Source organism: Pantoea graminicola (assembly GCF_048452665.1).
GTDB lineage: Bacteria > Pseudomonadota > Gammaproteobacteria > Enterobacterales > Enterobacteriaceae > Pantoea.
Window position 1 is genome coordinate 723,516 of sequence record NZ_JBLWSJ010000002.1, and the last position, 14,548, is coordinate 738,063.

Here is a 14,548-nt window from a genome sequence, read left to right on the forward strand (position 1 = left end):
TCTGTATGAAAAAACATCTTATTGCCTGCTCTCTGCTTGCCCTGTTTGCCGCCACCGGTGCGCAGGCCGCTGATAAATTACGTATGGGGATCGTGGTCAAAATAGGCGGTATTCCCTGGTTTAATGCCATGGAAACGGGCATCAAAAGCGAAGCCGCCAAACGCGGTATTGATGCGTGGATGGTCGGGCCGACCGCCGCTGACCCGGCGCTTCAGGTGCGCGCCATTGAAGATCTGATCGCGCAGAAGGTCGATATCATCGGCGTCGTGCCCAACGATCCGAAAGTGCTGGAGCCGGTGCTGAAACGGGCGCGTGACGCCGGTATCGAAGTGATTACGCATGAGTCCCCCGGCCAGCAGGGCGCCAACTGGGACTTCGAACTGGTCGATGCGACCACCCACGGCATCAACCACATGAAAGCCCTGGCGAACTGCATGCACGACGAAGGCAAATATGCCATGTATGTCGGCAGCCTGACGGTGCCGCTGCATCAGCAGTGGACCGACGCCGCGCTCACTTATCAGAAAGCGCACTATCCCAAAATGCAGCTGGTCACCGACAAATTTGGCGTCGGCGAATCGCTGGATGACTCCATCCGTACCACTAATGAGCTGATGTCCAAATACCCGGATCTGAAAGGGATCCTGGCGTTTGGCTCACAGGGACCTATCGGCGCGGGTCGTGCGGTTATGAACCGGAAAAAAATCGACCAGGTCTGCGTCATTGGCTCCTTCAGTCCGGGCCAGGGTGCCTCGCTGGTGCAGCGTAACGCCATTAAGGGCGGCTACATCTGGAATCCGCAGACCGCTGGCGAAGTCTTTGTCCGCATCGCCGACATGATGCAGAAGAAAGAGCCAATCACCGACGGCATGACGATTGAGGGGCTGGGCAAAGTCAAAGTGGATGAAGCCACCCACACCATTCTGGGCAACAGCACCGAAAGTCTGGACAAAGACAACCTGCCAAAACTGGTCAAAATGGGGCTCTGATATGCAAGAGGTCATTCCACAGACGCTGATTGCGCTCGAGAATCTGTCGAAAACATTTGGTGGTAACCGCGCGCTGAGCGATATCTCCCTGACCCTGCTGGCAGGTGAAGTGCACTGTCTCGCTGGTACCAACGGCTGTGGCAAGAGCACTCTGATCAAAGTTATCTCCGGGGTACACGCCCCGGACAGCGGCAGCCGCATCACGCTGGGCGACGGCCCGACGCTGCCGCGCCTCACCACCCGGCAGGCGCGCGACTTCGGTATCCAGGTGATCTATCAGGATCTGTCGCTGTTCCCTAATCTCAGCGTGGCAGAGAACATCGCCTTTGAGCATAACCTCAACGGCCTGCTGCGCTGGCACCACCGCGCCCGTTTGCGGGAGAGCGCGCGCAATATCATTACCGAACTGAAGTTCGATCTCGATCTGGATGAAAAGGTCGCTGCGCTCTCTATCGCGCAGCGTCAGCAGGTGGCGATCTGCCGGGCGCTGGTCGCCGGATCATGGATGAGCCGACCGCCTCGCTGACCCGCACCGAGGTCAATCAGCTGCTGCGTACCGTGCGCTACCTGAAGGACAAAAATATCTGCGTGGTATTTGTCAGCCACCGGCTGGATGAGGTGCTGGAGATCTCCGACCGCGTCACGGTGATCCGCGACGGGCGCAAAATGGGCTGCTGGCCTGCGCGGGAGATGACGCCGCACCATCTGACGGAGCTGATGACCGGCCTGAAGCTCGACTACCAGCTCAAAGCCCCGACGCGCAACGGCGATCGCGCCATTCTGGAGATCGAGTCGTTAACCCGCGCCGGGCAGTATCACGACGTTAATTTTAAACTCTATGAAGGAGAAGTACTGGGACTGTGCGGCCTGCTCGGCTCCGGTCGCACGGAGCTGGCGCTGTCGCTGTTCGGCATGACCCGTCCCGACAGCGGTAAGATCTGGCTCGACAGCAAGCCGGTGCGCTTTCGCGGCCATGAGGATGCGATCAAGGCGGGCATCGGCTACGTCTCCGAAGATCGGCTGACGCTGGGCCTGGTGCAGCAGCAGTCGGTGGCGGACAACATGGTGCTGCCGATCCTCGACAAGCTGCAGAACCGTTTTCACCTGATCGATGAGTATCGCAAAAACAAGCTGATCCTGCAGTGGATCCAGCAGCTTGGCGTGCGGGTCGCCGATCCCAATCTTGCCATCTCCACTCTCTCCGGCGGCAACCAGCAGAAAATTGTGCTGGCGAAATGGGTGCTGACCCAGCCGCGCATTCTGATCCTGGATTCCCCCACCGTCGGCGTCGACGTGGGTGCCAAGGCCAGCATCTACCAGCTGATCCACGAGCTGGCAAAAGAGGGGCTGTCGATCATCCTGATCTCCGATGAGGTGCCGGAGGTCTGGTACAACTGCGACCGGATCCTGCACTTCCGCGATGGCACGATCCATGCCGAATACCAACCCGATAGCGTCGAACAGCAGCAACTGGCGGAGGTAATCAATGCCTGACTTTTCCCGTTTCCGTCCGCACTCCAGTCAGGGCTGGCTCGCCTGGGTGCTGCTGGCGTTCATTCTGTTTTTCTCGATCGCCAGCGATCAGTTTCTCACCATGCAGAATCTGCTGGATCTGGCGGAGAGCTACGCCGTCACCGGCATCTTCGCGCTGGGCCTGTTTGTGGTGCTGGTCACCGGCGGGATCGATATCTCGTTTGCGGCCGTCGCCTCGGTGGTGCAGTACCTGCTGGCGTCGCTGTTTGTGCAGTTCCAGTTCGACAGTGCGCTGCTCAGCATTCTGCTGGCCGTGATGTGCGGCACGCTGTTCGGCGTGATCAACGCGCTGCTGATCACCACGCTGCGGGTGGTCTCGATCATCATCACCATCAGCATGCAGTCGCTGCTGTTCGGGCTGCTGATGTGGGTCACCGGCGGCCGCAGCCTCTACTCGCTGCCGGAGTGGTGGATCACGCTGCGCAACGTGCTGCCGTTCAGCTGGCAGGGTGAGAGCTTCCAGGTCGGACTGCCGCTGGTCACCATGCTGCTGATCGCCGCGATCACCGCCCTGCTGCTGAACAAAACCAATCTCGGACGCCAGCTCTACGCCGTCGGAGGCGATGCGGAGTCGGCCCGTCGTATCGGTATCCGCGTCGGTCTGATTCATGTGTTCGCCTACGGCTGGCTGGGCGCGATGGCGGCCATCGGCGGGCTGGTGCAGGTTTATCGCATGGGCGAGGTGGTGCCCAATGCGCTGGTTGGCGGCGAACTGGACGTGCTGGCCGCCACGGTGCTGGGCGGTGCCAGCCTGATGGGTGGCAAAGGCACGGTAAGCGGCACGCTGATGGGGGTCTTCCTGATCGCCATCCTGAAGAACGGCCTCAACCTGGTCGGCGTCTCGAACTACTTCATGAACATTGTGGTCGGCGGCGTCATCATGATTGCGATCGCCGTGACCCACTACAAAAAACGCAAAGAAACTGATGTCAGTTTCGTGTGACCGAGGGCACTGATGATGAAATCACTGACTGCACTGCGACCCGACGGAACCAACATCGGCCTGATGCTGCTGATCGCGCTGGCACTGGCCACCTTCACGGTGATGCTGCCGGGTCGCTTCCTGACCGGCTCCACCTTTATGAGCATGGCGTTTCAGCTGCCGGAACTCGGATTACTGACGCTGGCGATGTTTATCGCCATCCTCAGCGGCGGCCTGAACCTGGCGATCATCGCGACCGCGAACCTCACGGCGCTGTTTATCGCCTGGACGCTGATGAGCGCCCTGCCCGCGGGTGCCGGAATGGCGCTGCAGCTGCTGTGGCTGTTCATCGCCATCCTGGGTGCCATGCTGATCGCGGCCGCCATCGGCGTGGTAACGGGGCTGATGGTAACGCGGATTGGCGCACACCCGATTCTGGTGACGCTGGCGACGATGATGACGCTGAACGGCATCGGGATCTGGCTGACCCACGGCGCGGCCGTCAGCGGTATGCCGCCGGTGGTGCAGGCACTGGGCGCCGACACGCTGCTGGGTATGCCGCTGCCGCTCTGGGTGTTCCTGGTCGCCGCCGCGCTGCTGGCGCTGTTCCTGGGTAAAACCCGCGCCGGTAAATGTATCTATATGGGCGGCAGCAACATCAACGCCACCTGGTTCAGCGGGATCAATACCCATCGCATGGTGATGCTGGTCTATGTGATCTCCAGCCTGCTCTGCGTACTGGCCGGGCTGATCATGATGGCGCGCTTCAACTCCGCCCGCATGGGCTACGGCGACGCCTATCTGCTGCTGACGGTGCTGGCGATTATTCTCGGCGGCACCGACCCCAATGGCGGTTTCGGCCGTGTGACCGGCGTGGTGCTGGCGCTGATCGCGCTGCAGGTGCTCTCCACCGGTTTCAATCTGATGAACATCAGCCAGCACGTCAGCCTGGCCATGTGGGGCGCGGTGCTGATTGTGGTTCTCGCCTTTAAACAATTCAAAACCCGATTCAACGAACACCGTGCCGTAAAGCTCAGCAGGCTGGCCGCGGTGCTTAATCCTCTGACTGAAAAGAAGGAAGTATGATGCGTACTCAAATCTCCCCGTCACTGATGTGTATGAACCTGATGGAGATCAAGCACCAGCTGCAGGTTCTCGACTCGCGCGCTGACTTTCTTCATGTGGATATCATGGATGGTCACTACGTTAAGAACATTACGCTCTCCCCCTTCTTTATTGAGCAGATCCGTCCCTTTACCCGCGTGGCGATCGACGTGCATCTGATGGTGGAAGAGCCCACCGATTTTATTGAGGCGGTTGCCAGGGCGGGCGCGGACTATATCTGTCCACACGCGGAGACCATCAACCGCGATGCGTTCCGCGTCATCAACCTGATCCGCAGCTTCGGTAAAAAGGTGGGCGTGGTGCTGAATCCGGCGACGCCGGTGTCCTACATCCAGCACTATATCCATCTGCTGGATAAGATCACCGTGATGACGGTCGATCCCGGCTATGCCGGCCAGCCCTTTATCCCGGAGATGGTGGAGAAGGTGCGGGAGCTGAAAGCCCTGAAAGAGCAGCACGGCTATCACTATCTGATCGAGATCGACGGTTCCTGCAATACCCGCACCTATCACCAGCTGCTCGGCGCGGGTGCGGAAGTGCTGATTGTCGGCACCTCCGGCCTGTTCAATATTCATGAGGATTTGGCCACCGCGTGGGAGATGATGCGCGACAGCATTGATGAGGCCCAGGGGCTGACGAAGGTGTCCGCATGAGATCACGCTGGCTCGGTATCGATATCGGCGGCACCGGTACCCGGCTGCAGCTGATGGAAGAGGGAGGCGTCTGGAGCAGCTTTCGCAAGGTGGCTACCGCCAGCTGGGCGCAGCAGCCCGACGCGCTGCAGGCGCTGGCACAGCTGATTGACGAAACCCTGGAGCAGCAGCCGGTCAGCGGCATCATGCTGGGGCTGCCCGGCATCCTCAGCCGCGACAGAAAACAGGTGATCTCCCTGCCCTTTATTCAGGCACTGGATCATCAGCCGGTGGCGGCGCGTCTGGCGGCGCAGCTCGGCGTGCCGGTCGCGATGGACAAGGATGTGAACCATCTGATGCTGTGGGACCTGCTGCAGCTGGAGCAGTTGCCGGATAACGCCGTGGGTCTCTACCCCGGCACCGGGATGGGCAACAGCCTGTGGCTGAACGGTCACTTTTATCACGGCGAGCATGGCGGCGCAGGCGAACTGGGCCATGTGCCGGTCGCGGGGAACGATCTCCCCTGCCCGTGCGGCAATCGCGGCTGCGCGGAGACCCTGACCTCAGGCCACTGGCTGAGTCACTGGGCCGCGCAGAACGCCGCCGACACCCCGATCGCCGCGCTGTTTACCCGCCACGGGGAACAGCCGGAGCTTCAGGCGTTTGTGCGACGGCTGGCGCAGCTGATCGCCACCGAGATGAATATACTCGACCCGGAATATCTGATCCTTGGCGGCGGCGTGCTGGCGATGGCAGATTTTCCGCTGGCCCTGCTGCGCAGCCAGATCCAGCAGCATCTGCGGCCACCGGTCACACGCGAAAACCTGAAGATTATTTTCAGCCACTCAACCGACTACACGGGCTGTCGCGGTGCCTGTCTCGCCGCCGAACGCCTGTTCAGGAGCGCAGGATGAAAGGAAAAGTGTGTGTTTTCGGCTCTTTTAACCTCGACGTCGTGGCCGTGATGCGTCGCTTTCCGCTACCGGGTGAGTCGCTGACGGCGCACCACAGCATGATGGGCGCAGGCGGTAAAGGCGCGAATCAGGCCACGGCGGCGCTGCGCGCGGGCGCGCGGGTGCACTACATCGGCAAAGTGGGTAATGACGATTTCGGCCTCTTTGCGCGTCGTCATCTGGAAAAAACCGGCTTTGACGCCATTACGCTGTTTACCTGCAAGGAGAAGCCCACCGGTAACGCGCTAATCTATGTCGCAGGCGATGATGCGGAAAATATGATTTCGGTCTATCCGGGAGCCAATACCACCGTGACTGCCGCAGAGGTGACGCGCTGCCAGCCGACGGTAGCCGCCGCAGATATCCTGCTGGTGCAGCTGGAGAATAACCTCAGCGCCATTCAGCGCATGATCGATAATGCCCGTGCCAGCGGCACCTTCGTGATCCTCAATCCGGCACCGTGGCAGAAAGTCAGCGATGCACTGCTGGCAAAGGTCGATCTGCTGACGCCTAACAGCACCGAAGCGAGCCAGCTCACCGGCATAACCGTCACCGATTTCGACAGCGCCCGCCGTGCCGCGGCGGTGCTGCATCGGAAAGGGGCACGTCAGGTGATCATCACGCTGGGCATTGCGGGCGCCCTGCTCTCAACGCCCGACGAGCAGCAGCGCATTCCGCTCTTTCCGGCGCAGCCGCGCGATACCACCGGCGCGGGTGATGCCTTCAACGGCGCGCTTGCCGCCCGGCTCGCGTCCGGCGACGATCTGCCGCAGGCGGCGCGCTTTGCTGCGGCCTTTGCCTCACTCTGTGTCGAGCGTGCTGGCGCGGCCGACTCCATGCCCTCCTATGCCGAAGCGCTGACCCGCCTGCAGGCGCATCCGGAGTGCATTGTTGAACCTATTGAGACGCTTACCGCCTGAGCAGAGAGGCCGCATCTGCGGCGATGTCATCTGAACACAGGCGGCTTTGAGGTCACGCTCAGCAGGGCCGCCTGCTGAGCGCGTTTGCCGTCAGCACGTCAACGAGTGCAGGGCATCAGGGCGGCCGCGCGATGCTGTGTCTCCGCGCGGCGCATCACACCTGGAGTGCGTGAGTGAACGCGCCGTGGCACAGAATGTCCCACGTCTTTCTCCTCTCAGGGATGTCACGCCTCATCATCTTTATAGACGCCCACCCGCTTACCGTTCATGGTCAGAATGAGCCTGGCTGTTTCAGGGTCACCTTTGTGCAGACGGTCAAACAGATTCTCGTGCAGTACTGCGGTAAGGTAATCGCGGTTTGCCGGCGAATAGAGGTCGAACTGAATGCCGGCTTCACTGAGTCGCTTATCCGCCTCACGCTCGGTCTGATGAATAAGCTCAACAGTGTCGTTGATCAGTTTCTCAACATAGAACGTGATTGTCTCACTGATAATTTTTTTCTCTGCATCACTAAAAGATTCGCTCATCTTACGCCCCTTCGAAGCCAGTTAATTTATAACGGTAATTATCAATACTGTCAGAATTCACTGCGCTTTAATATATAAGACTCAGCCTTCTCGCTGTTAAACACACTTCTGTTACACCGGAACCATGAAAAAAGTTCAAAGTTGTTTTTCACCTGCAACTTTTTCATGGTTTTTCTTTTGTAATAACTCACATTCTGCTCGGTTATCTGCAGGAACAGCGAGATATCCCTGGGTTTCATGCCGGTCATAAGAAACCAGATGATACAAACCTCCTGACTCTTCAGGCGAATTTCGGTTCCGGCGGTGTTAATAACGCGCATTGTATTCTGCTCTACTCTTTCAGGTAAAAACCTTTTGTGTTGCATGGGTTTTAGTCATTCTTATAAAAAAGTAAACCCATCTTAAGAAAATCTGACTGCAGAGCATCTTAAATTTTATTTACTTTAATAACCCATGAAAATCCCTTTGCATTCAGTAATTTAAATTTTTAGTTTAAAAGCGATCGCCTGGTATCCTCAGGAAAACCAACGGATAAAGGCGGGTACATTACTCAAAATATTTACTTTTTTCCGCCGGATGGATTATAAATAATGATTAGGAATTTTCTTAGGCGCACGGTAACAGCGATAAAAATAATTAAAACGCCTTTCACAGAGCGTTGTTTCAATCACCTGCCAGGGCTTTAATAAAAATGAAACGCATTTACATTATTGGCGATAACGTCAAATTTATCCTTTCTGAAAAATGTCTGGTCAGGCTGGACAATGATACTAAAGTCAAATTAAGGGCATCAGCGGCCTTTTGCCTGCTATTATTGCTTGAAAATCATGGCAAACTGGTCACCCACGATGACCTGTATAAATTCGGCTGGGAACGCTTTGGCATGACAGCTTCGCTGAATGTGCTGCATAACACCATTTTCTATTTACGAAAAATGCTGAATCAGGCGGGGGATTTCGACAATGGGATTATCGAAACCATTCACCGGCGGGGCTTTATCTTCAATCTGCAGGTTTCTGTTGCGCTAACCTATATCAATATGGACACGCCTGAAGAAGAAGAAACGATGCAGGCGGAGGAGCAGGATCAGGACAGCGATGACGCGGAGGGCTTTCTCTTCCCGGCAGAGAGTGAAAGGGCTGAGGAGCAAAACAGCGACGCGCCACGCGCAATGGCCGTACAGGCGAATCCGCCGGAAACCCGCCCTGCTCCGCGGCAGGCCGGTGAGACAGAATCAGTAAAGGCTAAGTCAGAGATTAAAAGCAGCAGTGAGACATTCAGCAGTCCGGGCCTGATTCAGCCCGAGGGGGTAACGATTAATTATTCGGCCTCTGTCAGAACATCAGACACTTCGTGCGGGCCAGCGGTAAAAAAGCGTGCTGTCACCATTGCGTGGCCGCGTTATATTTTGCTGTTCAGCATCCTGCTGATTATCGCCTGCTCACTCATCCTCTACCCTGCGGTTTCCCCCGGGAATTATGTTAATACGGGAAAACTGGGGGCCTGTGAGGTTTATCAGAATAACCGTGCTTACGATTTCAAAAATCTTAAAATGGTGGATTACCTCAGTCGTTTCTGTAAAGAGCCCAGGGTGCTTTATCTGACCAATTATCCCTACAGCAATAAGGTCTCCGCGATAAACTGCCGCGAAAAGATCGCCCTGTTCTCGGACGACATCTGCTATTCAAACTATTTTATTTACAAAGACACGGGTTATTATCATGATTAAAAGGATTTTTTTTCTCTCAACCGTGGGGCTGGCTGTCGCACTGACGGCTTTTACGATCTGGTATAGATATGGCATTACGTCCGGCTTCTCCTGCTCCGGCAACGTAAACTTTCACAGAGAGTCGGGTATTCTGCGTCTTTCGACGAAACTGAATATTGATGAAAATAGCGGAACACTCTCAATGAACGGGTTTGTAACTCGCGAAGATGGCACCCGGGAAAATGTAAACCGGACGGTGGTCTTTACCAGTCATCATGTTGGCTCGCGGTATACCTGGGTCTCGGATGAGATCCTCGCTTCGATTGACGATAAACTCACACCCGAAATGGCCAGCGCGTGGTTTCCAACATTTTATCGTGAGCCAAAAAGTAAGGTCGAACTGTTTATTTCCCGGTTGAATATTAATTCAGTAATGCTCTCCGGTGAGTTCGTTCCCTATTATGTCTGTACTCAGCGGCACTGACGCTGCCGCCATTAATCCAGCGTAAGTGGGATGAAATGCGTCGTTCATTCATCCCACTGCGCGATAAGATGTCATCCCGATGCACTTTTTACTTCTCTTAACTAAACCATAATCACTTACAAAGCAGGCACTTAGTCCACTTAAGAATTTTCCTGCTCGCCTGGCGGTTTAAAAGAAACGCTGCATTTAATTAAAATTAAAAACAACTAAATTTTAATTAATATGACACCCATCCGCTTTTTTTTTAAAGTTCATCGCAACTTAGCAGCCTGAACCCGCCCCTGGCGATTCTTATTATGCTGGCTGCTGAGTCTGCATGAACATCCCTGAACCGCATCACTAATCTGCCTGACAGATACAGGCCGGTAATCGATGCGTTGTCACGCTATGGCATGCAAATCAACCTGCTTACACGCCAGTTCACAGGCGTAATTAATAAAATTGAAAGGAATAAAAAATGAATAAAAAGTTCAGCATGAGTCTGTCAGCATTACTTCTTTCAACGGTCGTCCATACCGCCTGTGCCGACGATAATACCATCGTCTTTAAAGGCAAGGTTAATGATGCCGCCTGTCTGGTAAATGTCGGTACCAATGGCCGCCTTGAAGTGGATATGCCGGAAGTGCGTTCGGCAGATTTCGGCGCGAATGTCGGCGACGTTAACGCTAAAAGCTGGAAACCCTTTACCATTTCACTTACGGACTGTCGTAAAACGACTAAAAACAACGTTAAAATTTCTTTCCAGGCTGCTCAGCCAGATGGAAATTATATTGGTTTAACGGGTGCCTCACGCGCGAGAGGCGTTGCTGTCGTGCTTGCTGATTCAAATAAAGTCCAGCTTACCAGTAATACATTTACGGATACGCTCCGTAATGGTGAAAACTCTTTTAATTTCCAGGCGGGACTGGTCAGAACTATTGCCGACACCGCTGTTAATGACGGTGACGCTATTCCAGGCATCGTGCCGGGCGATGTCTATGCCGAAGCGGCTGTTAACGTCGAATATAACTAAACCCACAGGGGCTGCCCAGCCCCTGGATTCGGAGATGTGTAATGCGTTTTTTAATTGGCTTATTTTTTGCCACCCTCACCTGGGGCTGTCAGGCCAGCATCAGCCTGGGCGTGACGCGCGTCATTTTTAATGAAGGCAGTAAAGATGTGACCCTGTTCGTCCGCAACAGCGCCAGCGAAACACCGTTTCTGGTGCAGTCCTGGATAAGCGACCCGGCGAAAAGTGATAAAACGACCGACCAGTTTTTATTAACGCCACCGCTATTTAAGATGGGGCCGGGCGAAGAGAATCTGCTGCGGGTTGTGGACACCTCTTCTGCGTTACCGAATGACAGAGAGAGCCTGTTTAAAATTAACGTCAAAGCGATTCCGCCAGCCCCCGATAAAGATAAATCCGCGAACACGCTGCAGATTGCGATTAAAACCAGCATCAAACTGTTTTACCGCCCGGCATTGATGAAAAATATAAAACTGGAAGATGAGGCGGGAAAAGTCACATGGCGGCAGTCGGCTGACAACCTCACCCTGATTAACCCTACGCCGTTCAATATCGCGATAACGAAAGTGGACGTTAATGGTGTTCAGACTGCAGTGTCACAGAGCAGTTTACCGGCAAAAGGCAAGATGACCCTGAACATTCAGAAGAAAAACATCAGCGACATCGGGATTGAATATATCAATGACTACGGTGGTGTCGTTAAGACAAAAATAAAGAAAGAATAGAAATATTACCGCCATGAATAAAATATCCTGTCTGGCCTTTTTATTGCTGTTTAATACAACACTCTCGTTTGCTGACGTCAGTTTTAACACCTCATTCCTGGAGCTGAACGGCAGCCCGGCAGATATGGATGCTCTTAAAAAGCAGGTTGACAATATCTCCCGCACGCAGCCTGCCGGTGAATACTGGGTTGAGATCTATATCAACGAGAGTCTGTATGCGAAGCAGTCGGTTAATTTCAGCTACGATAAAAAGCGCGATAAAATTACGCCCTGCCTTGACAGCGAGTTTTTTAAAAATGCCGGACTAAAGGAGGATGCGTGGTCTCGCCTGCAGCATTCGGGGAACTGTGTCGCCTTCACAGAGGCGTTAGAGGGGGCTGACTTCGTCTATGACTTCGCCCGGCAGAAACTCCTGATCACTCTTCCGCAGGCGTTTCTGAACGATGCAGACAGAACGCGGATCAAGGCGGGCTGGGATAACGGCGAAACCGTTCTTTTTTCAGGCTACAGCCTCAGCCATTCCCAAATCTGGTCGGCAAACAGCGCCGTTAAGAGTAAGAAGACATCTTTTACCTCACTCAATAATGGCTTCAACTATGGTGCCTGGCGATTCAGGAACGTCACCTACATTCAGGATGATGGCGAGAACAGGCGAGAGATCACCTCACCGCAGAATTATGTGCAGCGTCCGCTGCCGCAGCTTGATGCCAACCTGAGTCTGGGAGATGTCTATTCAAATGGCGAGATCCTGGAGGGCATTAACTATCGCGGCGTGCAGCTGGCGTCTGATATCAGCATGCTGCCCGTCGAATCGCAGGGATTTGCGCCCACCCTGCGGGGAACGGCGAATGGCCGCTCGAAAGTGTCGGTTTCGCAGAACGGATTTAAGATCTTCGAGCGCTGGGTGCCATCCGGCCCGTTTAATATCGGCAATATCCCCTCGGTCAGCGGCGGGGATGACCTGCTGGTCACGATTGAAAATGAAGCCGGAGAGAAGCAGTTTTACCGCCAGTCCGCGTCCGCTCTGCCGGTGATGGTGCGCGGCGGCCAGTTCTTTTATGAAGTTAACGCCGGTGAATATCGCACGCTCTATCCGGGGAATCACACGCCCGAACCTTACTTTGTGGCGGGCACGGCGCGCTACGGCTTAAACGGCAGCACCACCCTGTTTGGCGGTACCTTACTGAACAGCAACTATCAGGCCTATAACCTGGGCTTTTCACGCAATCTTGCGGGATATGGTGCACTGTCCGCAGACTCGACGCTGTCGGTGTTTAAGCCTGCAGGCGCAGCGGATGCGCCGCAGCGCGGCAATGCGCTTCGCCTGCGCTATGCAAAAGATTTCAGCGGCACCGGTACTAACCTGACGCTGGCGGGCTATCGGTATAACACCCGCGGGTTCAGACGATTCAGTGAAGCCTTTGACGATTCTCGCGCCGTTTCGCAAAGCAGTGACGCCATCCTGTCGACATCCGGCCTGAAAAACAGCGTCTCTGCCACGGTTTCACAGCGGTTAACCGACAACAGCAGCGTCTATCTGAACTACAACAAAGATGATTTCTGGCAGTCACAGCGGGCACGCCAGACGCTACAGACCGGGTACAGTTTTAACGTCGGTCGGGCAAGCATTACGCTTTCCGGGACATTCAGTCATCTGCAGGAGAAGCAGACCTCGGCGTTTGCCCTCTCCTTCAGCATGCCGTTGAGTGCAACCAGCCACTCTCCGCGTCTCTTCACCACGTCAGGTTACAGCGCGAATAACCTGAACAATAGCGTGACGATATCGGATACCTCGGACAGCCTGCCGGGATTAAGTTACAGCGCCAACGCATCCTCAATGCGTGGTGACGTGGGAAAGACCCAGGCTTATGGCGTTTCCGCGCAGTACAGCGGTGCGAAAGGCAATCTGCGAACCAACCTGTCACACAGCGATCTGCGCAATCAGCTGGATATCGGCGGCGAAGGCGGGTTAACGCTGTATAGGGGTTCGCTGATCGCATCGCCCACGCTGGGTGAGACGAACATTATTGCCCGGACAAATAACATCGAAAATGTCGGTTTTGATTTTCAGTCAAAAAGCCGGACCAATAAAAGTGGCTATGCGATGTTAACCAATGCGTCGCCCTATACCCGGAACCGGGTGTCGGTCAGGACCAATACGCTGGATGACAATGTTGAAATTGAGAAACTTGTCGGCGAAGTGACGCCAACACGCGGGGCATTCAGCGTCATTGATTTCTCCGGCAGGAAAGGCAACAAAATTATATTACACGCCGTAAATGGCCAGGGGGAGACGGCACCTTTCGCTGCTGAAGTATTTATCGACGCCGAAAAGGCGCAGATAACGCCAGACGCGCTGGTGTCCGATAATGGCAGCGCCTATTTAACCGGCGTGCCGGACAACGCGCGCTTTGAAATTAAAGTTAACAGTGAGCGTTGGTGCGCCGGAGAAATCGCCACCCGCAATCATCAATCCGCTAAATCAGGCGTTATAAAGGTGAATACCGTATGTCATTAATTCTGTCCCGGATAGTCGTTATTTATATTCTCACCGCTTTTCATGCGCTTTATGCCAAAGACACGGTGAATATCAGCGTGACCGGCTCGCTGAAAAAACCACCCTGTACTTACGCTGCCAGTAAATCAATCAGTGTCAATATGGGAGAGGTCACTTATGACAAATATGACACTGTCTCGGGAAATATTCCGCTGATATTACAATGCCCGCCGGGTTCAGCCGTCACGGTAACAGTCCGGCCAGGCAGCGGAACCTCACTGGCCAGTGGTTCAACGACAACGGCGGTCACCAGCTACAGGAACCTGGGTATAGAGCTCTGGTGGAGCGGGACTCAGGCGCTGACCGGTGGACAACAACAACGGGTCAGCCTGACCGGCAACAGAATACTCAGCGGGCTCTCTGGTCAGGCCGACCTCTCAATGACGGCCAGGCTGGTTAAACTGGCCGATCTGGGCGTCAGTAGTTTCAGCGCCAGTTTCACCGTTGAACTTGATTACGACTGA

14 protein-coding genes and 1 pseudogene are annotated in these 14,548 nt (G+C 55.0%); 13 read left to right on the plus strand and 2 right to left on the minus strand.

Annotation, left to right across the window (positions count from 1 at the left end; genetic code table 11):
- The first annotated feature begins 5 nt into the window (after positions 1–5).
- The 7 genes and pseudogenes from ACNY69_RS07380 (at position 6) to ACNY69_RS07410 (ending at position 7,074) form a co-directional block, all read left to right on the plus strand.
- On the plus strand, positions 6–989 hold the full coding sequence (locus tag ACNY69_RS07380) for a substrate-binding domain-containing protein (RefSeq protein WP_111140630.1): 984 nt from the start codon (positions 6–8) through the stop codon (positions 987–989).
- Position 990: 1 nt separating this feature from the next.
- A pseudogene (locus ACNY69_RS07385) lies at positions 991–2,483 on the plus strand (sugar ABC transporter ATP-binding protein).
- Entirely contained in the window at positions 2,476–3,465 is a 990-nt protein-coding gene (locus ACNY69_RS07390; RefSeq protein WP_111139945.1) for an ABC transporter permease, read from the plus strand. The pseudogene ACNY69_RS07385 and the gene ACNY69_RS07390 overlap by 8 nt, the downstream one beginning before the upstream one ends.
- A 15-nt stretch (positions 3,466–3,480) precedes the next feature.
- The gene (locus ACNY69_RS07395; RefSeq protein WP_418797798.1) at positions 3,481–4,530 is read left to right on the plus strand and encodes an ABC transporter permease; all 1,050 of its coding nucleotides are present in this window, start codon (positions 3,481–3,483) and stop codon (positions 4,528–4,530) included.
- A complete protein-coding gene (gene alsE / locus ACNY69_RS07400) occupies positions 4,530–5,222 on the plus strand; it encodes a D-allulose 6-phosphate 3-epimerase (RefSeq protein ID WP_111139944.1) in 693 nt (230 codons plus the stop codon). Before ACNY69_RS07395 ends, alsE begins: the two co-directional genes overlap by 1 nt.
- Positions 5,219–6,115 carry an allose kinase gene (gene alsK / locus ACNY69_RS07405; RefSeq protein ID WP_111139943.1) on the plus strand — a complete coding sequence of 299 codons (897 nt, stop codon included), beginning with the start codon at positions 5,219–5,221 and terminating at the stop codon, positions 6,113–6,115. The genes alsE and alsK overlap by 4 nt, the downstream gene beginning before the upstream one ends.
- Complete coding sequence (locus ACNY69_RS07410; protein ID WP_418797758.1) at positions 6,112–7,074, plus strand: ribokinase; 963 nt, start codon at positions 6,112–6,114, stop codon at positions 7,072–7,074. Before alsK ends, ACNY69_RS07410 begins: the two co-directional genes overlap by 4 nt.
- A gap of 224 nt (positions 7,075–7,298) precedes the next feature.
- Here the strand turns inward: ACNY69_RS07410 and ACNY69_RS07415 are convergent, their stop codons facing one another.
- Both ACNY69_RS07415 and ACNY69_RS07420 read right to left on the minus strand, forming a co-directional pair.
- Positions 7,299–7,601 (minus strand): hypothetical protein, encoded by a 303-nt coding sequence (locus tag ACNY69_RS07415; protein ID WP_111139941.1) that lies wholly within the window; start codon positions 7,599–7,601, stop codon positions 7,299–7,301.
- Positions 7,602–7,651: 50 nt separating this feature from the next.
- Positions 7,652–7,966, minus strand: a complete 315-nt coding sequence (locus ACNY69_RS07420; RefSeq protein ID WP_418797760.1) for a LuxR C-terminal-related transcriptional regulator — start codon at positions 7,964–7,966, stop codon at positions 7,652–7,654.
- A 293-nt stretch (positions 7,967–8,259) separates the two neighbouring features.
- Here ACNY69_RS07420 and ACNY69_RS07425 point away from each other — a divergent pair, with 293 nt between their 5' ends.
- From ACNY69_RS07425 to ACNY69_RS07450, 6 genes are all read left to right on the plus strand, one after another.
- Positions 8,260–9,330, plus strand: coding sequence for a winged helix-turn-helix domain-containing protein (locus tag ACNY69_RS07425; protein ID WP_418797762.1), 1,071 nt, complete (start codon positions 8,260–8,262; stop codon positions 9,328–9,330).
- Positions 9,323–9,793, plus strand: coding sequence for a hypothetical protein (locus ACNY69_RS07430; protein WP_111139938.1), 471 nt, complete (start codon positions 9,323–9,325; stop codon positions 9,791–9,793). The genes ACNY69_RS07425 and ACNY69_RS07430 overlap by 8 nt, the downstream gene beginning before the upstream one ends.
- Positions 9,794–10,250: 457 nt before the next feature.
- A complete protein-coding gene (locus ACNY69_RS07435) occupies positions 10,251–10,805 on the plus strand; it encodes a fimbrial protein (RefSeq protein WP_111139937.1) in 555 nt (184 codons plus the stop codon).
- Positions 10,806–10,846: 41 nt separating this feature from the next.
- Positions 10,847–11,527: a fimbrial biogenesis chaperone gene (locus tag ACNY69_RS07440; protein ID WP_111139936.1), complete on the plus strand. Its 681-nt coding sequence runs from the start codon at positions 10,847–10,849 to the stop codon at positions 11,525–11,527.
- A gap of 13 nt (positions 11,528–11,540) precedes the next feature.
- On the plus strand, positions 11,541–14,045 hold the full coding sequence (locus ACNY69_RS07445; protein WP_111139935.1) for a fimbria/pilus outer membrane usher protein: 2,505 nt from the start codon (positions 11,541–11,543) through the stop codon (positions 14,043–14,045).
- On the plus strand, positions 14,036–14,548 hold the full coding sequence (locus ACNY69_RS07450; protein WP_111139934.1) for a fimbrial protein: 513 nt from the start codon (positions 14,036–14,038) through the stop codon (positions 14,546–14,548). The genes ACNY69_RS07445 and ACNY69_RS07450 overlap by 10 nt, the downstream gene beginning before the upstream one ends.